This window comes from Streptomyces sp. NPDC031445, from assembly GCF_055581365.1.
Genome location: NZ_JBVIJO010000001.1, coordinates 51,223 through 73,506 on the forward strand (window position 1 = coordinate 51,223; position 22,284 = coordinate 73,506).

The 22,284-nt window shown below is 72.9% G+C and carries 17 protein-coding genes; 13 read left to right on the forward strand and 4 right to left on the reverse strand.

Annotated features, from left to right (window positions below):
- Window positions 1–129 precede the first annotated feature (129 nt).
- The 3 genes from miaB to ACZ5DC_RS00235 all read left to right on the forward strand — a co-directional run bounded on the left by miaB (window position 130) and on the right by ACZ5DC_RS00235 (window position 2,753).
- Window positions 130–1,659 (forward strand): tRNA (N6-isopentenyl adenosine(37)-C2)-methylthiotransferase MiaB, encoded by a 1,530-nt coding sequence (miaB, locus tag ACZ5DC_RS00225; RefSeq protein ID WP_468647812.1) that lies wholly within the window; start codon window positions 130–132, stop codon window positions 1,657–1,659.
- 74 nt (window positions 1,660–1,733) lie between these two features.
- A complete protein-coding gene (locus ACZ5DC_RS00230; RefSeq protein WP_468647814.1) occupies window positions 1,734–2,003 on the forward strand; it encodes a hypothetical protein in 270 nt (89 codons plus the stop codon).
- 36 nt (window positions 2,004–2,039) lie between these two features.
- Window positions 2,040–2,753, forward strand: coding sequence for a class III extradiol dioxygenase subunit B-like domain-containing protein (locus ACZ5DC_RS00235; RefSeq protein ID WP_468647816.1), 714 nt, complete (start codon window positions 2,040–2,042; stop codon window positions 2,751–2,753).
- A gap of 149 nt (window positions 2,754–2,902) precedes the next feature.
- Here the strand turns inward: ACZ5DC_RS00235 and ACZ5DC_RS00240 are convergent, their stop codons facing one another.
- Entirely contained in the window at window positions 2,903–3,190 is a 288-nt protein-coding gene (locus ACZ5DC_RS00240) for an antitoxin (protein WP_468647818.1), read from the reverse strand.
- Window positions 3,191–3,214: 24 nt separating this feature from the next.
- Window positions 3,215–3,499, reverse strand: a complete 285-nt coding sequence (locus ACZ5DC_RS00245) for a hypothetical protein (protein ID WP_468647820.1) — start codon at window positions 3,497–3,499, stop codon at window positions 3,215–3,217.
- Window positions 3,500–3,681: 182 nt separating this feature from the next.
- Here ACZ5DC_RS00245 and miaA point away from each other — a divergent pair, with 182 nt between their 5' ends.
- The 6 genes from miaA (at window position 3,682) to hflX (ending at window position 12,316) form a co-directional block, all read left to right on the forward strand.
- Entirely contained in the window at window positions 3,682–4,620 is a 939-nt protein-coding gene (miaA, locus tag ACZ5DC_RS00250) for a tRNA (adenosine(37)-N6)-dimethylallyltransferase MiaA (protein WP_468647822.1), read from the forward strand.
- A 341-nt stretch (window positions 4,621–4,961) separates the two neighbouring features.
- Entirely contained in the window at window positions 4,962–5,429 is a 468-nt protein-coding gene (locus tag ACZ5DC_RS00255) for a hypothetical protein (protein ID WP_468649873.1), read from the forward strand.
- A 98-nt stretch (window positions 5,430–5,527) separates the two neighbouring features.
- Window positions 5,528–6,397 carry a diaminopimelate epimerase gene (gene dapF / locus ACZ5DC_RS00260; protein WP_468647824.1) on the forward strand — a complete coding sequence of 290 codons (870 nt, stop codon included), beginning with the start codon at window positions 5,528–5,530 and terminating at the stop codon, window positions 6,395–6,397.
- 186 nt (window positions 6,398–6,583) lie between these two features.
- A complete protein-coding gene (locus tag ACZ5DC_RS00265; RefSeq protein ID WP_468647826.1) occupies window positions 6,584–9,010 on the forward strand; it encodes a RelA/SpoT family protein in 2,427 nt (808 codons plus the stop codon).
- A gap of 82 nt (window positions 9,011–9,092) precedes the next feature.
- On the forward strand, window positions 9,093–10,616 hold the full coding sequence (locus ACZ5DC_RS00270; protein WP_468647829.1) for a M1 family metallopeptidase: 1,524 nt from the start codon (window positions 9,093–9,095) through the stop codon (window positions 10,614–10,616).
- 209 nt (window positions 10,617–10,825) lie between these two features.
- Window positions 10,826–12,316, forward strand: a complete 1,491-nt coding sequence (hflX, locus tag ACZ5DC_RS00275; protein ID WP_366748379.1) for a GTPase HflX — start codon at window positions 10,826–10,828, stop codon at window positions 12,314–12,316.
- Between the two features lie 64 nt (window positions 12,317–12,380).
- On the opposite strand, the gene ACZ5DC_RS00280 is transcribed toward hflX, so the two are convergent.
- Window positions 12,381–13,592, reverse strand: coding sequence for a trypsin-like serine peptidase (locus ACZ5DC_RS00280; RefSeq protein WP_468647831.1), 1,212 nt, complete (start codon window positions 13,590–13,592; stop codon window positions 12,381–12,383).
- A 459-nt stretch (window positions 13,593–14,051) separates the two neighbouring features.
- On the opposite strand from ACZ5DC_RS00280, the gene ACZ5DC_RS00285 reads away from it, so the two are divergent.
- The 4 genes from ACZ5DC_RS00285 to ACZ5DC_RS00300 all read left to right on the forward strand — a co-directional run bounded on the left by ACZ5DC_RS00285 (window position 14,052) and on the right by ACZ5DC_RS00300 (window position 21,133).
- Window positions 14,052–15,557, forward strand: a complete 1,506-nt coding sequence (locus ACZ5DC_RS00285; protein WP_468647833.1) for a diaminobutyrate--2-oxoglutarate transaminase family protein — start codon at window positions 14,052–14,054, stop codon at window positions 15,555–15,557.
- Window positions 15,558–15,774: 217 nt separating this feature from the next.
- The gene (locus ACZ5DC_RS00290) at window positions 15,775–17,895 is read left to right on the forward strand and encodes an IucA/IucC family protein (RefSeq protein WP_468647835.1); all 2,121 of its coding nucleotides are present in this window, start codon (window positions 15,775–15,777) and stop codon (window positions 17,893–17,895) included.
- Between the two features lie 106 nt (window positions 17,896–18,001).
- A complete protein-coding gene (locus ACZ5DC_RS00295) occupies window positions 18,002–18,766 on the forward strand; it encodes a GNAT family N-acetyltransferase (protein WP_468647837.1) in 765 nt (254 codons plus the stop codon).
- A gap of 375 nt (window positions 18,767–19,141) precedes the next feature.
- On the forward strand, window positions 19,142–21,133 hold the full coding sequence (locus ACZ5DC_RS00300; RefSeq protein ID WP_366748374.1) for an ATP-dependent DNA helicase: 1,992 nt from the start codon (window positions 19,142–19,144) through the stop codon (window positions 21,131–21,133).
- Between the two features lie 241 nt (window positions 21,134–21,374).
- Here the strand turns inward: ACZ5DC_RS00300 and lexA are convergent, their stop codons facing one another.
- Entirely contained in the window at window positions 21,375–22,154 is a 780-nt protein-coding gene (gene lexA / locus ACZ5DC_RS00305) for a transcriptional repressor LexA (RefSeq protein WP_468647839.1), read from the reverse strand.
- Window positions 22,155–22,284: the final 130 nt, after the last annotated feature.

A 22,284-nucleotide genomic window follows, 5' to 3' on the forward strand; every position in this document is an offset into this window, starting at 1 on the left:
GGGGTTTCGCCGGGACCGGCGCCGCGGGGACTCGTCGCGGACAGCGCCGGAACCCCCGCGGGAGCGGGCCCGGGGCCGCCGGGCGGCCGGGCCGCCGTCGCTCCCTCCGGGACCGCCTACCCTTGACGCATGACCAGCAGCAGCGACCGGAGCCCGGCAGTGGACGTTCAAGGATCCAAGAGTTACGAAATCCGCACCTACGGGTGCCAGATGAACGTCCACGATTCCGAGCGATTGGCCGGGCTGCTCGAAGAGGCCGGGTACGTGCGCGCCCCCGAGGGCTCGGACGGTGACGCCGACGTCGTCGTCTTCAACACCTGCGCGGTCCGGGAGAACGCCGACAACCGGCTCTACGGCAACCTCGGCCGGCTCGCGCCGAAGAAGGTCTCCCGCCCCGGCATGCAGATCGCCGTCGGCGGCTGTCTGGCGCAGAAGGACCGGGACACCATCGTGAAGAAGGCGCCCTGGGTGGACGTCGTCTTCGGCACGCACAACATCGGCAAGCTGCCCGTCCTGCTGGAGCGCGCCCGGGTCCAGGAAGAGGCGCAGGTCGAGATCGCCGAGTCCCTGGAGGCCTTCCCCTCCACGCTGCCGACCCGTCGCGAGAGCGCCTACGCGGCCTGGGTGTCGATCTCCGTCGGCTGCAACAACACGTGCACCTTCTGTATCGTCCCGGCCCTGCGCGGCAAGGAGAAGGACCGCCGCCCCGGCGACATCCTCGCCGAGATCGAGGCCCTGGTCGGCGAGGGCGTCTCCGAGATCACCCTGCTCGGCCAGAACGTCAACGCCTACGGCTCCGACATCGGCGACCGCGAGGCCTTCAGCAAGCTGCTGCGCGCCTGCGGGACCATCGAGGGCCTGGAGCGGGTCCGCTTCACCTCCCCCCACCCGCGCGACTTCACCGACGACGTCATCGCCGCCATGGCCGAGACGCCGAACGTGATGCCGCAGCTGCACATGCCGCTCCAGTCCGGCTCGGACACCGTCCTGAAGGCGATGCGCCGCTCGTACCGCCAGGACCGCTACCTGGGGATCATCGAGAAGGTGCGGGCGGCCATCCCGCACGCCGCGATCACCACCGACATCATCGTGGGCTTCCCCGGCGAGACCGAGGAGGACTTCGAGCAGACGCTGCACGTCGTCCGCGAGGCCCGCTTCGCGCAGGCCTTCACCTTCCAGTACTCCAAGCGCCCCGGCACGCCCGCCGCGACCATGGAGGGCCAGATCCCCAAGGAGGTCGTCCAGGCGCGCTACGAGCGGCTGGTCGCCCTTCAGGAGGAGATCTCCTGGGAGGAGAACAAGAAGCAGGTCGGCCGCACGCTGGAGCTGATGGTCGCGGAGGGCGAGGGCCGCAAGGACGGCGCCACCCACCGTCTCTCCGGCCGCGCTTCCGACAACCGCCTCGTCCACTTCACCAAGCCGGACCAGGAGGTGCGCCCCGGCGACGTCGTCACCGTCGAGGTCACGTACGCCGCCCCGCACCACCTCCTCGCCGAGGGCCCCGTCCTCGGGGTGCGCCGCACGCGCGCCGGGGACGCCTGGGAGAAGCGCACCGCCGCGGCGGCCGCCAAGCCGGCGGGCGTCATGCTCGGCCTGCCGAAGATCGGCGTCCCGGCGCCGATGCCGGTGGCCACGGCGAGCGCCTGCGGCTGCGACTGAGGTCCTGGCACACTGCGGGACGGGAGGGAGCGGCACGCTCCCGGCACACCGCGCGGGGCGGGAAGGAGCACCACGTGTTGCCGTACGGCGTCGAGTTCACCGAGCGGGCCGCCCGCGTGCGTGACAGCCTGCCCGCCGACCGGCGCGACGCGCTGGAGCGCGGACTGGCCATCCTGGTGTCCGACCCACGGCACAAGCTCTCCCACCCCGTCGGGGGTGACGAGGCGACGCGGGAGATCGCGCTCTCCCGCAACCTCTTCGTCGAGTACGTGATCAGCGACGGCAAGCTCGTGGTGCTGGTCCTGACGGTGATCGACCTGACGGACGTGCTGATCGAGGAGTGACACGCGCTCTCCGCTCGCGGGGTTACGCTGCCGATCATGCTTGTCGCCGCCGCAGTCTGTCCCTGCCCGCCGCTGCTCGTGCCCGAGGTCGCCGCGGGTGCCGCACCGGAACTGGACACCGCCCGCACCGCCTGCACGGACGCGCTCGGCGTGCTCGCCGCCGCCCGCCCCGAGCTGCTGGTGGTCCTCGGCACCGCCGAGGAGGGCGGACGCGGCCCGTTCCCGCAGGGCGCCCCGGGCACCTTCCGCGGTTTCGGGGTCGACCTGGACGTGCGCCTGGGGCCCGCCGGACACCCCGCCCCGGAGCGTCGCCTGCCGGCTTCCCTGGCCGTCGGCGCCTGGCTGCTGGAGCGGACCGGCTGGTCCGATGCCCCGATCGAGGGACTGGGGGTCGCGGACACGCTGGAGCCGGAGCGGTGCGCCGAGACCGGACGGGAGCTGGCCGGCCGGGCCGGGCGGGTGGCCCTGCTGGTGATGGGGGACGGCAGCGCCTGCCGCTCGCTCAAGGCGCCCGGCTACCTGGACGAGCGGGCGGCGCCCTTCGACGCGGAGGCCGCCCGGGCGCTCGGCGCGGCGGACCTGGCCGCCCTGCGCGCACTGGACCCGGCCCTGGCGCACGAACTGAAGGCCGCGGGCCGCGCGCCCTGGCAGATCCTGGCAGGCGCGGCCGAGGACGCGGACCTCACCGGGGCACTGCTGTACGAGGACGCGCCGTACGGCGTGGGGTACATGGTCGCGACCTGGTCCTGAGCTGGGTCCGAGGACCGGACTGCCGTACGGCTGCCGTACGCGCGCGTAGGGCGCTCCCGGCGCCCTCAAGTGGACAGCGCGCGCCCGGGGCGCCCCGCGGATCACGGGGCGCCCCGGGCGCGCGGTCACTCAGGACGGCCGCCGGCTCGTCAGGAAGCCGGTGGCGGGCTCTCCGGGGGGGCCGGACGGGTCGGGGGCATGGGGTCGTGGGGCGCCGCCTCGGGGCCGCCCTTGTGCGCGAGGCGGTCCATCGCCTCCTTGGCCTTGCCCGTGCCCGCGTGGATCTTGTCGCTGTACTTGCCCTTGGTCCGTTCGTCGACGGCCTTCGCGGCCTTGTCGATCCCGTGCTGGACCTTGTCCCCGTGCTGCCGCGCGAGGTCCGACACCTTGTCCTTGGCCGGGCCCAGCTTGGCCTTCATGTTGTCCATCAGACCCATGGTCCACCTTCCCTCGCGGGACAATCACCTGTGGGCGCTGTCGCCGGCCTCGCTGTCGACGGCCCCGCCCGCGGACTGCTGCCGGGGGATCCCGGCGCCCTCGGACGCGTCGTCCGTGCCGGAGTCCCGGCGCGCGGTCCCGTCCTCCTGCTCGTCACCGGACGCGTCCTTCGCCTCCGCCGGCCCGGTTCCCGTCGCCTCGGCCGCCTCCCCTTCGGTCCCTTCCGGCTCCGTGCCGGCACCCGCCGCCGTGGCCGACGCCTCCGGAGCCGCCTTCGATCGGCCGAGAAGCCGTGCAAACACGCCCATGTCCACTCCATACGGTACTCGTGCGGGCGAATTCCCGCGTCACCCGGTGCGTAAGGTTGCGCCGCCCGGGTCACCGCCCCCGGCAGCCCGGCGGGCGGCACCTCGCACGGGCAACGACCCGGGACGTACGCCGTCACGTAACTCGTTCGAGACCTCACCGGGAGGTTTGCGAGACTGGTGCGGTGAGCAGTGCACCCCCCGCCCCCCGCGTCATCGCCGTCGTCGGTCCCACCGCGGCCGGAAAGTCCGATCTCGGCGTCTTCCTGGCCCAGCGGCTCGGCGGCGAGATCGTCAACGCCGACTCCATGCAGCTGTACCGAGGGATGGACATCGGTACCGCCAAGCTGACGCCCGAGGAACGCGGAGGCGTCCCGCACCACCTGCTGGACATCTGGGACGTGACGGTCACCGCGTCGGTCGCCGAGTACCAGAGACTGGCCCGCGCGCGGATCGACGCACTGCTCGCCGAGGGCCGCTGGCCCATCCTGGTCGGCGGCTCCGGTCTGTACGTCCGGGGCGCCGTCGACAATCTGGAGTTCCCCGGCACCGACCCGGAGGTCCGGGCCCGCCTGGAGGAGGAGCTGGCGCTGCGCGGTTCGGGCGCGTTGCACGCCCGGCTGGCCGCCGCCGACCCGGAGGCCGCCCGCGCGATCCTGCCCGGCAACGGCCGCCGTATCGTCCGCGCCCTGGAAGTGATCGAGATCACCGGGCAGCCCTTCACGGCCAACCTGCCCGGTCACGACTCCGTCTACGACACCGTCCAGATCGGTGTCGACGTGGCTCGTCCGGAACTGGACGACCGCATCGCGCGGCGCGTCGACCGCATGTGGGAGGCGGGCCTCGTGGCGGAGGTGCGCGCACTGGAGGCGCAGGGCCTGCGCGAGGGGCGCACGGCGTCGCGCGCGCTCGGCTACCAGCAGGTGCTGGCGGCCCTCGCCGGGGAGTGCACCGAAGCGGAAGCGCGGGCCGAGACCGTCCGTGCCACCAAGCGCTTCGCGCGCCGCCAGGATTCATGGTTCAGGCGCGATCCCCGGGTGCACTGGTTGAGTGGGGCGGCGGTGGACCGCCGGGAACTTCCGCAGCAGGCCCTGGCGTTGGTCGAACGACCGGTCACAGCCTGATCACGTCATGGCATCGGGATGCGCCGCCGGTCATCGCGGCCTCGGGCGCCGTGCCATCATCGAGCTTCGATCGACCAAGTGGAGCCTAGTTGGGAGGGCGCGTGGCGATGGAGGCCGGCCCTCGCGACACCGCACGAAGTGCCGAGCACGTCACCACCGAGGGTGACGGACCGGGCCGGAGCGGCCCGGACCCCGGTGAGGACCGTCCACGGGTGAACGGGCGCGCCGACGGACGGGCGTGCGACAGCGGCCTGCTCGACGCCGCCGCCTCCGACGACGGCCTCGGCGAGGACTACCTGCGCGAGGACCACCTGACGGAGATCACCCTCTCCGACGGCCGGCTGTCCGGGGCTGGCGGTCTCTCCGGCGACCGCCTGCCCGAGGACCCCCTGGCCGACGACGGGCCCGACGACACCGTGGGCGGGGTGACCGCCGACGGGCCGGCGCCCGAGGAGATGTACCCGGGCGGACCGGAGGTCGAGGTCGAGCTGCGCCCGCAGCGCCGGCTGCGCATCTGGCAGCTCGCCCCCATCGTGGGTCTGGCCGCCGTCGGCTCCCTGATGTTCGCCTTCCCGCTCGCCTTCGACTTCGGCGACAGCGGCGCGGTCATCGCCATGCTCGGGCTGCTGATCTGCTCCTGCGCGGCGGGTTGGGGCATGATGGCCGCCCGCCGGGTGGGCTACACCTGGCCCGGCCTGCCTCCGCGCGGCTCCGGCCGCCGCCCCGACTGGCGGGTCGTGCTCGGGTACGTGCTCCTGGTGGTCGTGGTCGTCGTGCTCGCGGTGTGGCGGGTGGCGCGCCTGCGCTAGCGCCCGCGGGTGAAGCCGGGGCCGCCCGGAAAGAGCCCGCAGGTGAAGCCGGGACCGCCGGAACGGGCACTGTCGTACCCACCCCGTACGATCGAGGGATGAGCACACGGATCGCCTTCCTCAAGGGTCACGGCACCGAGAACGACTTCGTGATCGTCCCGGACCCCGAGAACGCCGTCGAGCTGTCCCCGGCCGCCGTCGCCGCCCTGTGCGACCGCCGGGCGGGCCTCGGTGGTGACGGTGTGCTGCACGTCGTACGGTCCGCTGCCCACCCGGAGGCGCGGGGCATGGCAGCCGAGGCCGAGTGGTTCATGGACTACCGCAACGGCGACGGCTCGGTCGCCGAGATGTGCGGCAACGGCGTCCGTGTGTTCGCGCGCTACCTCCAGCACGCCGGACACGTCGCCGAAGGGGACCTCGCCATCGCCACGCGCGCGGGCGTGAAGACCGTCCACATCGCGAAGGACGGCGACATCACCGTGGGCATGGGCCGCGCCCGCCTCCCCGAGGGAGACGTCACGGTCAGCGTCGGTGAGCGCAGCTGGCCCGCGCGCAACGTGAACATGGGCAACCCGCACGCGGTGGCCTTCGTGGCCGACCTGGCGCACGCCGGCGACCTGTACACCGCACCACCGGTCAGCCCTGCGGCCGCCTACCCGGACGGCGTGAACGTCGAGTTCGTCGTCGACCGCGGCCCCCGCCACGTCGCCATGCGCGTGCACGAGCGCGGCTCCGGCGAGACCCGCTCGTGCGGCACGGGCGCGTGCGCCGTCGCCGTGGCCGCCGCCCGGCGGGACGGCACCGACCCGGCCGTCACCGGCACCCCGGCGACGTACACCGTCGACGTGCCCGGGGGCCGCCTCGTCATCACCGAGCGGCCGGACGGCGAGATCGAGATGACCGGCCCCGCCGTGATCGTCGCCGAAGGCGAGATCGACGCCGAGTGGCTGGCTCACGCGTTCGGCTGACCCGCGACCCTAAACCTCGATTGCATCGCTCGAAGGGGTGATCCGTTTCACGCTCGGCGAGAGGCGGTCTGTCGCACGTGGTGGGCTCGGTAGCATCAAGCACCGGCACGGACGGGGGAACGTCGCCATCCCTGAGCCGCGTACGCCCTGGGGCCCCGTCCGCCGGTCCACGAGCCGGAGGTGCCCATGAGTGCGGAGGCCACGAATCCTGCGACCGCTGGCCCGGTAGCGCCCACAGCGCCACAAGCGCTCACAGCGTCCGTGGCGCCCGCGGCGGCGCGCAGGAAGTCCCGGCCCCGGATCGATCTGCGCCGACTGGGCCGGGCCGCGCTGCTCGGCCCCGCGGCCCGCGGCAAACTGCCCGACGCGATCAGCCATGTCGTGGAGGCGCACCGCGCCCACCATCCCGACGCCGATCTCGAACCCCTGCGCCGCGCCTACGTCCTGGCGGAGTCCTCGCACCGCGGCCAGATGCGCAAGAGCGGTGAGCCGTACATCACGCACCCGCTCGCCGTGACCCTGATCCTGGCCGAACTCGGCGCCGAGACCACCACGTTGACCGCGTCCCTGCTCCACGACACGGTCGAGGACACCGAGGTGACACTGGATCAGGTGCGGGAGCAGTTCGGGGAGGAGGTGCGTTACCTGGTCGACGGCGTCACGAAACTGGAGAAGGTCGACTACGGAGCCGCCGCCGAGCCGGAGACCTTCCGCAAGATGCTCGTCGCCACCGGCAACGACGTGCGCGTGATGTCGATCAAACTCGCCGACCGCCTGCACAACATGCGCACCCTCGGCGTGATGCGTCCCGAGAAGCAGGAGCGGATCGCCAAGGTCACCCGTGACGTCCTCATCCCGCTCGCCGAACGCCTCGGCGTACAGGCCCTGAAGACCGAGCTGGAGGACCTGGTCTTCGCCATCCTCCACCCCGGGGAGTACGAGCACACCAGGGAACTCATCGCGGAGAACGCCGCCCGCCCCGGCGACCCCCTCGCCGAGGTCGCCGACGAGGTGCGCGGGGTGCTGCGCGAGTCCGGCATCCCGGCCGAAGTCCTCATCCGCCCCCGGCACTTCGTCTCCGTCCACCGCGTGGCCCGCAAACGCGGACAGCTGCGCGGCGCCGACTTCGGCCGCCTGCTGGTGCTGGTGAACGAGGACGCGGACTGTTACGGCGTCCTCGGCGAACTCCACACGTGCATGACGCCGGTGGTGTCGGAGTTCAAGGACTTCATCGCCGTACCGAAGTTCAACCTCTACCAGTCCCTGCACACCGCCGTCGCCCGCCCCGACGGCCAGATGGTCGAAGTCCTCATCCGCACCCACCAGATGCACAAGGTGGCGGAGGCCGGTGTGGTGGCCCTCGGCAACCCGTACGCACCCGCCGCCGACCCTTCCGCGTCCGGCACCGCCCCGGCCGGCGTCCCGTCCTTCGGTGCCTCGGCCGACGGTGAGCGCGCCGATCCCACCCGCCCCGGCTGGCTCTCCCGCCTCCTCGACTGGCAGCAGGCCGCCCCCGACCCCGACACCTTCTGGTCCACCCTGCGCGAGGACCTCGCCCAGGACCGCGAGATCACCGTCTTCCGCCCCGACGGCGGCGCGCTCGGCCTGCCCGAGGGCGCCACCTGCGTGGACGCCGCCTACGCGCAGTACGGCGAGGACGCGCACGCCTGCATCGGCGCCCGCGTCAACGGCCGGCTGGCCACCCTCAGCACGGTCCTGCGCGACGGCGACACGGTCCAGCTCCTGATGGGCCAGGACCCGGCCTCCGAACCCTCCCGCGAGTGGCTGGAGCACGCGCACACCCCGGCCGCCCGCATCGCCATCCAGCGCTGGCTGGCGACCCACCCCGCCGCCGGCACCGACCCGGCGGAGCCGGCCGGTCCGAACGAGCCGGGGGGCACCCGCGCCGAGACCACCCCCGCACCCGGCACGGCGCCGCCCCGGGCGGGGGAGACCTCTTCGACCGGCCCCGCAGCCGCCACGGGCCGCCCGGCTGCCACCGCAGGCCCCTCCTCGGCCCGCCCTGCAGACCCCTCCGCGGCCCACCGCGCCGAGCCGTCCGGCACCCGCGCCGCGGAACCCTCCGCCCGCCGCCCCGCAGCGGCTCCGGGGACCACGCCGGCGCGCCCCGGCGACGGTGCCCCCGCCCCGCGCTTGCGGCGCGCCGACGTCCTCGCGGACCGGCCCGGTGCCGCGGCACGGCTCGCCGGGTGCTGCACACCCGTACCGCCCGACGAGATCACCGGGTTCACGGTGCGCGGGGGAGTGGTGACCGTGCACCGCGTGGAGTGCGCGGCGGTGGCGCACATGAAGAGCCGAGGGCGCGCGGAGATCGGCGTGCGCTGGGGGGACACCGCCGAGTGCCGGGTCACCCTGGTCGCTGAATCGTTCGGCCGCCCCCATCTCCTCGCCGACCTCACCGAGGCGATCGCCTCGCAGGACGTCGAGATCGTCTCCGCCACCGTCGAACCGCCCACCCAGCAGCAGGTGCGCCACACCTACACCCTCCAGTTGCCCGACGCGGCCCACCTGCCGGCCCTGATGCGCGCCATGCGGGACGTACCGGGGGTGTACGACGTGCGCAGGGCCCAGCACCAGCCGCGGGCGTCCTGACGACGGCGTCGGGCCCACCCGTTCGGGTGGGCCGGTCGCGCGTCGTCACCGTCGGGCGGGCGGCCACTGGTAGCGGTGGTCCATGCCGCTCACCCCCCGCTCCCGGCCCCGGACCGCCCTCACCCGGACCACACCCAAGGCCTCCCGGCACCGGAAGACGGCCCTGCTCGCCTCCGCCGTCTCCGTCTGCCTCCTGGCCGCCGCGGCGCCGCCCGAGCCGCTCGGCGTCGGCGACCGGCTCTTCCCCTACCTCGGCAACCCGGGCTACGACGTCGCCTCGTACGACCTGTCCCTCACCTACCCCGGCACCAACGACAAGCCGCTCCAGGCCGTCACCACCATCGACGCCTGGACCACCGCCGACCTGGAGCGCCTCAATCTGGACTTCGCGCACGGCACCGTGCGGTCGGTCGAGGTCGACGGCCGTCCCGCGGACTTCACCAGCGCGGGCGAGGACCTGGTCGTCACCCCGGAGCACCCCCTGGCCGAGGGCGGCCGGACCCGGATCACCGTGCGCCACACCAGCGACCCCGTCTACGGCAAGGACCAGCAGGGCGGCTGGGTGCGCACCTCCGACGGCCTCGCCATGGCGAACCAGGCCGACGCCGCCCACCTGGTGTTCCCGTGCAACGACCACCCGTCCGACAAGGCGATGTTCACCTTCCGGATCACCGCTCCGAACGGCTACACCGCCGTCGCCAACGGCCTGCCCGCCGGCGCCGACCGGGTCGGCAACACCACCACCTGGACCTACCGCACCCAGCACCCCATGGCCACCGAGCTCGCCCAGGTCTCGATCGGCCGCTCGGCCGTGCCGCGCCGCGAAGGCCCCCACGGCCTGCCCGTGCGTGACGTCGTACCCGCGAGCGACCGCAAGGCACTCGAACCGTGGCTCGCGAAGACGCCCGACCAGATCGCCTGGATGGAGAGCAAGGTCGGCCGCTACCCCTTCGAGACCTACGGCCTGCTCATGGCCCGGGCCTCCACGGGCTTCGAACTGGAGACACAGACCCTCTCGCTCTTCGAGAAGGACCTGTTCACCGAGCCCGCCTACCCCAAGTGGTACATCGAGTCGATCATGGTGCACGAGCTGTCCCACCAGTGGTTCGGGGACAGCGTCACCCCCCGCACCTGGTCCGACGTCTGGCTGAACGAGGGCCACGCCACCTGGTACGAGGCGCTGTACGCCGAGGAGACGGCGAACCGGCCGATGGAGGAGCGGATGAAGGCCGCCTACGGCGCCTCCGACCGCTGGCGCGAGGCCGGCGGCCCGCCCGCCCGGCCCAAGCCGCCCGCCCCGGGCCAGAAGATCAGCATTTTCCGGCCCAGCATCTACGACGGCGCAGCCCTCGCCCTCTACGCCCTGCGCCAGGAGATCGGCCGGCCGGCCTTCGAGCGGCTGGAGCGGATCTGGGTCCGTGAGCACCAGGACGCCACCGCCACCACCGCCGACTTCGTCCGGCTGGCCTCGGCCATCGCCGGCCGCGACCTGAGCGGCTTCTTCGAGGCCTGGCTCTACGGCGAGAAGACTCCGCCGATGCCCGGCCACCCGGACTGGAAGCAGACGGCGTCGGCCGAGCCCACCCCGCCGCGTGCCCGGCGGTGACCCGGTCACGCCCGGCGATAACCCGATGACGAGACGTGCCGTACCGTGCGACCATCTAGAGGTTGGCGCGCACGGGAGACGGGAATCCTCCGGGGTACCCGTGCGTTGTACACACCGAGCGGCACGGGTGACCGTCCGCCGTACGGAGGCCGTCACGCCGACGCCGAGACGGCACTCCCACCGACGTATCTCATCGACGTAAGGATCCAATGACCTCCTCTTCTTCCCCTTCCCAGGACACCAAGCGCCTCGCGCACGCCTACCCCGAGGGTCTTCGGGCCGATGCCCTGATGGAAGAGGACGTCGCCTGGAGCCACGAGATCGACGGCGATCGGGACGGCGACCAGTTCGACCGCTCCGAGCGCGCGGCCCTGCGCCGCGTGGTGGGCCTGTCCACCGAGCTGGAGGACGTCACCGAGGTCGAGTACCGCCAGCTCCGCCTGGAGCGGGTCGTACTCGTCGGCGTGTGGACCACCGGCACGGCGCAGGACGCCGACAACTCCCTCGCGGAGCTGGCCGCCCTCGCGGAGACCGCGGGCGCGCTCGTGCTCGACGGCGTGATCCAGCGCCGCGACAAGCCCGACGCGGCCACCTACATCGGCTCCGGCAAGGCCGCCGAGCTGCGTGACGTCGTCATCGAAACGGGCGCGGACACCGTCATCTGCGACGGTGAGCTGAGCCCCGGCCAGCTGATCCAGCTGGAGGACGTCGTCAAGGTCAAGGTCATCGACCGTACGGCCCTGATCCTGGACATCTTCGCCCAGCACGCCAAGTCCCGCGAGGGCAAGGCGCAGGTCGCGCTCGCGCAGATGCAGTACATGCTGCCGCGGCTGCGCGGCTGGGGTCAGTCGCTGTCCCGGCAGATGGGTGGCGGTCGCGGCGGTCTCGCCACGCGCGGCCCCGGTGAGACCAAGATCGAGACGGACCGGCGCCGGATCCGCGAGAAGATGGCCAAGATGCGCCGGGAGATCGCGGACATGAAGACCGGCCGCGAGATCAAGCGCCAGGAGCGCCGGCGGAACAAGGTGCCGTCGGTCGCCATCGCGGGCTACACCAACGCCGGCAAGTCCTCCCTGCTCAACCGCCTCACGGGCGCCGGCGTCCTGGTCGAGAACGCCCTGTTCGCGACCCTGGACCCGACCGTCCGCCGGGCGGAGACCCCGAGCGGCCGGCTCTACACCCTGGCGGACACCGTCGGCTTCGTCCGGCACCTGCCGCACCACCTGGTCGAGGCGTTCCGCTCCACCATGGAGGAGGTCGGCGACTCCGACCTGATCCTGCACGTGGTGGACGGCTCGCACCCGAACCCGGAGGAGCAGCTCGCCGCCGTACGCGAGGTGATCCGGGACGTCGGCGCCACCGACGTGCCCGAGATCGTCGTGGTCAACAAGGCGGACGCGGCCGACCCGCTGGTCCTCCAGCGGCTGCTGCGGGTCGAGAAGCGCTCGATCGCCGTCTCGGCGCGCACCGGCCAGGGCATCGAGGAACTGCTCGGCCTCATCGACGACGAGCTGCCCCGCCCCTCGGTCGAGATCGAGGCGCTCGTGCCGTACACCCACGGCAAGCTGGTCGCCCGCGCCCACACCGAGGGCGAGGTGATCTCCGAGGAGCACACCGCGGAGGGCACCCTGCTCAAGGTCCGGGTGCACGAGGAGCTGGCGGCGGACCTCGCGCCGTACGTCCCGGTCTCCGCGGCCTGACCCAGCCCGTCACGAGGGCCCGCCACCCCCAGGGTGACGGGCCCTCGTCATGCCCGGCGCCAGATCACCGCCCGGCGAACTGCTTGCTCACCGACTCGTACACGCTCTTGGCCACCTCACCCAGCCGGGGACCGGCCAGCCAGCCGGAACGCACCGGGCCGATGGACGTGTTGGACACCAGCTCGGGCTTGCCGTCCGCGCCCGTCTCCACCCAGCCGCCACCGGAGGCGCCACCGGTCATCGTGCAGCCGATCCGGTACATCGTCGGGTCGGACTGCTCGATGGAGAGCCGGCCCGGCTTGTCCTGGCACTGGTACAGCAGCTGACCGTCGTACGGCGCCGCCGCCGGGTAGCCGGACGCCGTGATGCTCCGCACCTGGGACACGGCCGGCGCGTCGAAGTCCACCGGCAGAGCCCCGCCGACGGTCTCCTCCAGCGACTTGCCGCCGCTGCCCTGCTCGGGCGTCACATGGATGACGGCGAAGTCGTACGACGCGCCGTCACCACCCGTCTCGCCCCCCTTGCTGATCCACTGCTGCGAGGTCTTCGCCGCGTCGGCCCACCACACGCCGTACGGCGCGATCTCGGAGCGGCTGGCGCCCTCCAGCTGGGCCGCCGACCTGCCCTGGTCGTTGTACGACGGCACGAAGGCGAGGTTGCGGTACCAGCCGCCCTTCTTGCCTGCGTGCACACAGTGACCCGCCGTCCAGACGAGGTTGGACTTGCCCGGGTGCGCCGGGTCCGTCACCACCGTCGCGGAACAGACCATGGTGCCCCCGGGGGCGTCGAACAGCAGCTTGCCCGAGGTGGCCGCACTGGTGTGGTACGGCGGTGTGACCGTACGTGCCCGCACCGGCTGCGGCGTCGGGTCCGTCACGCCCTGGTCACCGGAGATGTCGTTGTCGTCGACGCCCCGGTCCGGGTCGTCGGCGCCGCGCATCCGGTCCGGGTTCCACAGGCCCTTGATGATCGGGTTGACGAAGTCGTTGGCCTCGCGCAGCCAGTCGTCCCGGTTCCAGTTCTTCCAGGCGCCGTGCTTCCACTTGTCGATGTCGATCCCGTGTTCCTTGAGCCTCTGCTTCAGGTCGTCCGGAATCGTGATCTTGCCGTCGCGGCTGCTCGCCGCGGACGGCTTGCCGTCGGCGTTGTCCTCGCCGCCGCAGGCGGTGGCGGTCAGCGCCAGCACCGACGCGAGCGCGACCGCCGTCAGCGAGGTGGGGGTCCGGCGACCCCCCCTGCCTCGCCGAGCGGTGAACGACGGCCGTATGGATCGCATGTTCTTGACTCCCCTTGCTGTGAAAGGAATTCGGCGCTTCGGCCCCGACACCGGCGGCGAACTCACGGAAGGTTCATGCCGGTCTCACGACCTTCTGGGAACGGCATCACACACTATGCCGTCGCCGTGGGGGAGTTCCGACGGGAGGGCAACGGTTCCGTCACAGGCCGCCTGAACAGGGCACGCGCGTCGGCCGGTCCGAGGGCCGCCTCGTCGGCCCGGTGATCGGCGCCGCTCGTCCATGGTGATCCGCGCCGGCTCATCGGCTGTCACCGACTCCCGGAGTGCCGGATGGGCCCGGTCCCGTGCCGTCCCGCCAAGGATCTCCCGGCGAGCCCGTAACCGCCCGATCGGTGCGCTGTTGTAGCCGGTGGGGCCTGCTGCCAGTGTCCGGTCCCCGAGGATCAACTCGTCATCGAGCAGCGGGGAGGACAACGCGCCGTGGCCGTTACGGAGTCGATGGCTGGAGGCACGTCCGGGGAAGCGCGGGCCGCGCACGAGGGAATCCTCAGACGCCAGTCGGCGCGTGAGTCCTCGGCGCGCACCTATGCCCGGGCCCTGCCCATCGTGCCCGTCCGGGCCCGAGGACTCACCATCGAGGGCGCCGACGGCCGCCGCTACCTGGACTGTCTCTCCGGCGCCGGCACCCTCGCCCTCGGCCACAACCACCCGGTCGTGCTGGAAGCCATCCGCCGGGTCCTCGACTCCGGCGCACCCCTCTCCGTCCTCGATCTCGCGACCCCCGTCAAGGACGCCTTCGTCACCGAGCTGTTCCGCACACTCCCGCCCGGCCTCGCCGGCCGCTCGCGGGTCCAGTTCTGCGGGCCGGCCGGCACCGACGCCGTCGAGGCCGCCCTCAAACTGGTCAGGACCGCGACCGGCCGCACCGGCATCCTCGCCTTCACCGGCGCCTACCACGGCATGACCGCCGGCGCCCTGGCCGTCTCCGGGGGAGCCCCCGACGTCCGGGTGACCCGCCTGCCCTACCCGCAGGACTACCGCTGCCCCTTCGGCACCGGCGGCCCGCACGGCGCCGAACTCGCCGCCCGCTGGACCGAGTCCCTCCTCGACGACCCCAAGTCCGGCGTCCCGCTGCCGGCCGGGATGATCCTCGAACCGGTCCAGGGCGAAGGCGGAGTGATCCCCGCGCCGGACGACTGGCTGCGCCGCATGCGCCGGCTCACCGAGGACCGGTCCATCCCGCTGATCGCCGACGAGATCCAGACCGGAGTCGGCCGCACGGGCGCCTTCTGGGCCGTCGACCACAGCGGCGTCACCCCCGACGTCATGGTCCTGTCGAAGGCCATCGGCGGCAGCCTCCCACTGGCCGTGATCGTCTACCGCGACGACCTCGACGTCTGGCGACCCGGTGCCCACGCCGGCACCTTCCGCGGTAACCAGCTCGCCATGGCCGCGGGCACCGCCACCCTCGCCCACGTCCGCGAGAACGCCCTCGCCGAACGCGCGGCCGCCCTCGGCTCCCGCATGCTGCGCCAACTCGCCGAACTGACCCACACGTTCCCCTGCGTGGGAGACGTCCGAGGGCGAGGACTCATGATCGGGGTCGAACTGGTCAATCCGGAGGCCGACCACATCGCTTCTCGTCCGGTGCCGCTCGCCGGTGACACCGGTGACGTCGCCGGCCTCGATGGTGGAGGCATGGGCGGCATGGACGGTCTCAGCGGCGCGGCCGTCCGGCCGGAGCCCACCCGCACGCCGCCCCCGGCCGCCCCCGAGCTCGCCGCCGCCGTGCAGCGGGAGTGCCTCCAGCGCGGACTGATCGTCGAACTCGGCGGCCGGCACGCGTCCGTGGTCCGGCTGCTTCCGCCGCTCACGATCAGCGACGAACAGGCGACGGCCGTACTCGACCGGCTGACCGACGCGGTGGCCGCGGTCGCCCGTCACCACGAAACCCATGGCCCACACCAGCAACGCCAAGCCCGCCCGGCCCAGCACACGGGCTGACCACCAGCCGTGCCGGAGGCCCCAGGCTCCAGCCTGCGGGCACACACCGCTTCCCATCCCCGTTCAGCCCCCTTTCCGGGCATCGAGGCCGACGTCCACCGCCGACCGCAACCACTCGGCCATCCCGCCCCACCGACCACCGGCCCCGGACGAATGGCGCCCCGAGCGGTCGGCGGAACGAGCCCGCACCCCCTCACTCCAGCCCCAGAGGAGCGTCATGAACGCCACCCCCACCCCCGACGACCAGGGAGGCACCGGCGCCCCGTCCTCCGCCGCACCGCTCACCGAGTCGGTCCCGCAGCAGAAGAAGCGGGAGACCGATCCCGTCGGGAGGACAGCTCCGGAGGCCGGTGCGCCTGAGGGCCCCCACCCCCTGGAGGCTCCCGATCCGCCGGAGGCTCCCGATCCGCCGGAGTCTCCCGACCCGCCGGAGGCTCCCGACCCGCTGGAGGCTCCCGACCCGCTGGAGGACCCTGATCCGCTGGAGGACCCCGATCCCCACGCCGCGGCCCAGGCCGCCGCCGTCGAGAACCTCCTGCGGTGCTGGGCCCGCGAGACCGGCCTGACCGCTCCCACGGCGGGCAGCCTCCGCATCCCGCTGCCGGCCAGCGGCGCCACCCTGATCGCACCGGTCCACCACTGGTCCCCGACGGGCTGGCACCGCTTCGGCCTCCCGCGCCTGGCCGGTGCGTCCGACGCGGCGCCACCCGTCGACGCCGTCACTCTCGCGGCCCTCCTCGCGAGGGAACCCGCCCCCGAGCCGGCCGACACCACCACCTCCTCGCCGCGCACCTCCTCCGACTCCGCTGACGGCCCCGGCTCCGACGGCCCCGGCCCGCGCCCCGACACCGGCGCCGGTGATCGAGCCGACGGCCCGGACCTCGTGGCCAGAGTCGCCGACTCCGTCCGCCGTACCGCGACCTTCATCCGGCACCGCCGGGAACACCCCGCCGACACCCCCGACCGCTTCCTCGCCGCCGAGCAGGCCCTCCTGCTCGGGCACCCACTGCATCCGACCCCGAAGAGCCGGGAGGGCCTCACCGAAGCGGAAGCCGAGCGGTACTCACCGGAGCTGCGTGGTTCCTTCCCCCTGCACTGGCTGGCCGTCGCCCCCTCCCTCCTCGCGGCCGACTCCGCCTGGACCGAGCGCGGCCGTCCCGTGGCCGCCGGCCACCTACTCCGCCGCCTCGCCGGCACCGCACTGCCGCTGCCCGACGGTCACACCGCCCTGCCACTGCACCCCTGGCAGGCCCGCGAGGTCCGGCACCGCGCGCCCGTCGCCGCGCTGCTCGACTCCGGGCTCCTCCGTGACCTCGGCCCCCTGGGCGCCCCCTGGGCTCCCACCTCCTCCGTACGCACCGTGCACCGATCCGGTGCCCCCGCGATGCTCAAGCTCTCGCTCGCCCTGCGCATCACCAACTCCCGCCGGGAGAACCTGCGCAAGGAACTCCACCGCGGAGTCGAGGTGCACCGGCTCCTGCGCACCGGTCTCGCCCGCGAGTGGCACACCGCCCACCCCGGCTTCGACATCGTCCGCGACCCGGCCTGGCTCGCCGTGGACGGCCCAGACGGCCTGCCCCTGCCCGGACTCGACGTGGTGATCCGGCACAACCCGTTCACCCCGGCCGACGACGTCGGCTGTGTCGCCGGGCTCGTCGCCCCCCGCCCGTTCCCCGAGCCGCCCGCCGGCACCGCGCCGCACCACCCCGCTCGGCCGATGCGGTCCCGGCTGGCCCGAGTCGTCGCAGGTCTCGCCGCGCGCACCGGCCGACCGGTCGGCGCCGTCGCCGCCGAGTGGTTCCTGCGCTACCTGGAGGAGGTCGTCCGGCCCGTCCTCTGGCTGGACGGCGAGGCCGGCATCGCGCTCGAAGCGCACCAGCAGAACACGCTGGTCCTGCTGGACGGCGACGGCTGGCCCACCGGCGGCCGTTACCGCGACAACCAGGGGTACTACTTCCGCGAGTCCCGGCGAGCCGAACTGACCGCCCGGCTGCCCGGCATCGGCGTACACAGCGACACCTTCGTTCCGGACGAGGTCGCCGACGAGCGCTTCGCCTACTACCTCACCGTCAACAACGTCCTCGGTCTGATCGGTGCCTTCGGCTCCCAGCACCTCGCCGACGAACGGCTGCTGCTCGCGGCCTTCCGCCGCTTCCTCACCGGCCTTTCCTCAGGGCCCGCCCCGCTGCGCACCACCCTGCCCGGCCGCCTCCTCGACTCACCCGTCCTGCGCTGCAAGGCCAACCTGCTGACCCGGCTGCACGGTCTCGACGAACTCGTCGGCCCGGTCGACACCCAGTCCGTCTACGTCACCATCGCCAACCCCCTTCACGCATGAGCGAAGTACCTCTGCGCACCACCTGAGCGGACCGCCCTCAGCCAGCCGCGCACCCTCCCCCCGCCCGAGGGACATGACCCACCACGTCTCCTGAGAGGAGCGCACCGTGCCTCCCACCGACGCCGGCTCCGGAACCGGCCCGGCCCAACCGGACAGCACCACTCGCCGCGCGGCCACCGAAGGGCCCCGGAACTCCCTCTTCGGACAACTCACCGTCGAGGACGAGGACCCGGACAGCGAGGACACGCTGGAGCTGTGCCTGCCCGCGGAGTTCGCCGCCCTCCGCGCCGGGGCGACGGCCGGTCTTCTGGGCCGACCGGCCACGTGGGGCTCGGTGGTGACCCCGGTCGGCTCCTTCCGGCTGACGCCCGTACGTCTCGATCAGGACCTCTCGCTCGTCCACCGCTGGATGAACGACCCCGCCGTCGCCGAGTTCTGGGAGCTGGCCGGGCCCCGGACCCGGACGGAGGACCACCTGAGGGCGCAGCTCCACGGCGACGGGCGCAGTGTGCCGTGCCTCGGCGTACTCGACGGCACCCCGATGAGCTACTGGGAGATCTACCGTGCCGACCTGGATCCGCTGGCCCGTCACTACCCGGCCCGTCCGCACGACACCGGGATCCACCTCCTCGTCGGTGACGCCGCCGACCGGGGACGAGGGCTGGGCTCCGTCCTGCTCCGAGCCGTGGCCGACCTGATCCTCGACCGGCGTCCCACGTGCGCACGTGTCGTGGCGGAACCCGATCTTCGCAACACCCCCTCCATCGCCGCGTTCCTGAGCGCGGGCTTCCAGTTCGCGGCGGAGGCCGACCTGCCCGGCAAGCGGGCCGCCCTCATGATCCGGGACCGAGTCCTGCGCGAGGTCCTGTAGCGCCACGTGACCGGGCGCTCACACATAGATACGAATGGGGATTCCGCGGTGTTCCCGCGTCCCGGAAAAAGTTCCTGGACGATTCACCCGAGCCGGCACCGCCGCGACCCCCTGCCGGCCACCGGCCCGCACCTGCCCAGCCCGGCCGGCAGGTCGCGACCACCGCTGACCCACGGCGTAGCGCCGGCCGGTACGCCGGCCACGCAGCGCGCGTCGGCGACCGCGCCAGCCCCCTCCGACGCACAGTCCCCGAACCCAGTCCCACCCGACCGCCACCACAACCCCAGCCCACCCAGGAGCCCCGCCCGTGAGTCCTCCCCCTGCCCCCGTAACGACCCCCCGTTTGTCAGTGCAGGGTCGTAGGGTGGTCAGGCTATGACGAAGCCCTCCCTCCCCGAACTCCTGCACGCCGCCGTCGCCGCCGTCGGCGGTGCGGAGCGCCCCGGCCAGGTGACCATGGCCGAAGCGGTCGCCGAGGCGATCGACGACGGATCCCACCTGCTGGTCCAGGCCGGCACCGGCACCGGAAAGTCGCTCGGCTATCTCGTGCCCGCGCTCGCGCACGGAGAACGGGTGGTGGTCGCGACGGCCACGCTCGCCCTGCAGCGCCAGCTCGTCGAGCGGGATCTGCCGCGCACCGTCGACGCCCTGCACCCGCTGCTGCGCCGACGCCCGGAGTTCGCGATGCTCAAGGGCAGGTCGAACTACCTGTGTCTGCACCGCTTGCACGAGGGCATGCCGCAGGACGAGGAGGAGGGGCTCTTCGACCAGTTCGAGGCCGCGGCGCCCACCAGCAAGCTGGGCCAGGACCTGCTGAGACTGCGGGACTGGGCCGACGAGACGGAGAACGGCGACCGGGACGATCTCACCCCGGGCGTCTCGGACCGTGCCTGGACCCAGGTCTCGGTGTCGTCGCGCGAGTGCCTGGGCGCGTCCAAGTGCGCGTACGGCGCCGAGTGCTTCGCGGAGATGGCCCGAGAGCGTGCCAAGCTCGCCGAGGTCGTGGTCACGAATCACGCGCTCCTGGCCATCGACGCCATCGAGGGCGCCCCGGTGCTGCCCCAGCACGAGGTGCTGATCGTGGACGAGGCGCATGAACTCGTCTCCCGCGTCACGGGCGTCGCCACCGGCGAACTCACGCCCGGGCAGGTCAACCGCGCGGTGCGTCGTGCCGCCAAGCTGGTCAACGAGAAGGCCGCCGATCAGCTCCAGACCGCCGCCGAGGGCTTCGAGCGGCTCATGGAACTCGCGCTGCCGGGCCGCCTGGAGGAGATCCCGGAGGACCTCGGCTATGCCCTGATGGCGCTGCGGGACGCGGCCCGTACGGTGATCTCCGCGATCGGCGCGACGCGCGACAAGTCCGTCCAGGACGAGGACGCCGTCCGCAAGCAGGCGCTGGCCTCGGTGGAGACGGTTCACGACGTGGCGGAGCGGGTGGTGAACGGCTCGGAGTGGGACGTCGTCTGGTACGAGCGGCACGACCGCTTCGGCGCGTCCCTCCGGGTCGCCCCCATGTCGGTCTCGGGTCTGCTCAGGGAGAAGCTGTTCGCCGACAGGACCGTGGTCCTCACCTCGGCGACGCTCAAGCTGGGCGGTGACTTCAACGGCGTCGGCGCCTCTTTGGGGCTCGGCCCGGAAGGGGCGGAGGGCGAGGACCTGCCGAAGTGGAAGGGCATCGACGTCGGCTCGCCCTTCGACTACCGCAGGCAGGGCATCCTCTACGTCGCCAAGCACCTGGCGCGCCCCGCGCGCGACGGCGAGCGCTCCGACATGCTGGACGAGCTGACCGAGCTGATCCAGGCGGCCGGCGGGCGCACCCTCGGCCTCTTCTCGTCCATGCGGGCCGCTCAGCTCGCCGCGGAGGAGCTGCGTTCCCGGATCCCGGAGTTCCCGATCCTGCTGCAGGGCGAGGAGACGCTCGGTGAACTGATCAAGAACTTCGCGGCCGACCCGAAGACGTGTCTCTTCGGCACGCTGTCGCTGTGGCAGGGCGTCGACGTCCCGGGCCCGAGCTGCCAGCTGGTCGTCATGGACAAGATCCCGTTCCCGCGGCCCGACGATCCGCTGATGAGCGCGCGCCAGAAGGCGGTGGAGGAGGCCGGAGGCAACGGTTTCATGGCGGTGGCCGCGACCCACGCGGCTCTGCTCATGGCACAGGGCGCCGGCCGTCTCGTCCGGGCGTCCGGCGACCGGGGGGTGGTCGCCGTACTGGACCAGCGGCTGGCCACCGCGCGCTACGGCGGCTATCTGAAGGCGTCCCTGCCGGACTTCTGGTACACCACGGACCGCAACCAGGTCCGCAAGTCGCTCGCGGCGATCGACGCGGTGGCCAAGCAGGCGGAGGCGGAGCCGGCGGCGGCGAAGTGATCGCGGGGTGGCCCGCCGGCGTCGGCCGGGCCACCCCGCGGATGCGCTCGGGTTCCATGGCCGCCCAGGAACACAGGGCTGCCGGACACGGCCAGGGCCGTTGACCGATCTGCGCCGGACACACGCAGGGCCTCGGGCAGACATGCGCCGGGCACCGGACACAGGCAGGGCCCCGGAACCGGCGCAGGGGTTCCGGGGCCCGGTCAGGGGGCGGGCGGGGCTTACCCGCCCGCCGCGGCCGTCACACGCGCCGCAGTACCGCGACGACCTTGCCGAGGATGGTCGCGTCGTCGCCGGGGATCGGCTCGTAGGCCGCGTTGTGCGGGAGGAGCCATACGTGGCCGTCCTCGCGCTTGAAGCGCTTGACGGTGGCTTCGCCGTCGAGCATGGCGGCGACGATGTCGCCGTTCTCGGCGACCGGCTGGCGGCGGACGGTGACCCAGTCGCCGTCGCAGATCGCGGCCTCGATCATCGAGTCGCCGACGACCTTGAGGACGAACAGTTCGCCGTCGCCGACGAGCTGGCGGGGGAGGGGGAAGACGTCCTCGACGGACTCCTCCGCGAGGATCGGGCCACCGGCGGCGATGCGGCCGACCAGCGGGACGTACGACGCGGCGGGCTTGCCTGCGGTGTCCGTGGGCTGCACGGTGACGGCCTGGTCGGATCCGCGCACCTCGTACGCGCGCGGGCGGTGCGGGTCGCGGCGCAGGAAGCCCTTGCGCTCCAGCGCCATGAGCTGGTGGGCGACCGAGGACGTGCTGGAGAGGCCGACGGCCTGGCCGATTTCCCGCATCGACGGCGGGTAACCGCGCCGCTGTACGGAGTCCCTGATGACCTCGATCACCCGGCGCTGCCGGTCGGTGAGGCCGGAGCTGTCGGCCCGGATGCCTGGAGGTCGGCCCGGCAGGGAGCGCTTGGGTCCCTCGGCATTCGTGGCTTCGTTCATCGCGTGTACCGGCTCGACTCGGCCCAGGGAGCGGTCCTGGGCGGTGATGGTGGCACTGTCTGCGGTGGTGGTCACGTCGGCCCCTCTCGATGGTCTCCCTGCTGGACAACGGTAGTTGCTTTCGAAAGGTTGCGCCAAACACACGTTCGAGTGAAAAAGTGCGTTTCGCCTGACGTGATCGCGTGCCTGGGTGTATCGCTAACGC

What these genes read in the sequence shown, in the direction of transcription:
- ACZ5DC_RS00240 (WP_468647818.1), bottom strand. Translation starts at nt 3,190, where the DNA reads ATGGGTCTGATGGACAACATGAAGGCCAAGCTGGGCCCGGCCAAGGAC.
- ACZ5DC_RS00285 (WP_468647833.1), top strand. Translation starts at nt 14,052, where the DNA reads ATGGCTGGAGGCACGTCCGGGGAAGCGCGGGCCGCGCACGAGGGAATC.
- ACZ5DC_RS00245 (WP_468647820.1), bottom strand. Translation starts at nt 3,499, where the DNA reads ATGGGCGTGTTTGCACGGCTTCTCGGCCGATCGAAGGCGGCTCCGGAG.
- ACZ5DC_RS00290 (WP_468647835.1), top strand. Translation starts at nt 15,775, where the DNA reads ATGAACGCCACCCCCACCCCCGACGACCAGGGAGGCACCGGCGCCCCG.
- ACZ5DC_RS00300 (WP_366748374.1), top strand. Translation starts at nt 19,142, where the DNA reads ATGACGAAGCCCTCCCTCCCCGAACTCCTGCACGCCGCCGTCGCCGCC.
- hflX (WP_366748379.1), top strand. Translation starts at nt 10,826, where the DNA reads ATGACCTCCTCTTCTTCCCCTTCCCAGGACACCAAGCGCCTCGCGCAC.
- miaB (WP_468647812.1), top strand. Translation starts at nt 130, where the DNA reads ATGACCAGCAGCAGCGACCGGAGCCCGGCAGTGGACGTTCAAGGATCC.
- ACZ5DC_RS00280 (WP_468647831.1), bottom strand. Translation starts at nt 13,592, where the DNA reads ATGCGATCCATACGGCCGTCGTTCACCGCTCGGCGAGGCAGGGGGGGT.
- ACZ5DC_RS00235 (WP_468647816.1), top strand. Translation starts at nt 2,040, where the DNA reads ATGCTTGTCGCCGCCGCAGTCTGTCCCTGCCCGCCGCTGCTCGTGCCC.
- ACZ5DC_RS00270 (WP_468647829.1), top strand. Translation starts at nt 9,093, where the DNA reads ATGCCGCTCACCCCCCGCTCCCGGCCCCGGACCGCCCTCACCCGGACC.
- dapF (WP_468647824.1), top strand. Translation starts at nt 5,528, where the DNA reads ATGAGCACACGGATCGCCTTCCTCAAGGGTCACGGCACCGAGAACGAC.
- ACZ5DC_RS00265 (WP_468647826.1), top strand. Translation starts at nt 6,584, where the DNA reads ATGAGTGCGGAGGCCACGAATCCTGCGACCGCTGGCCCGGTAGCGCCC.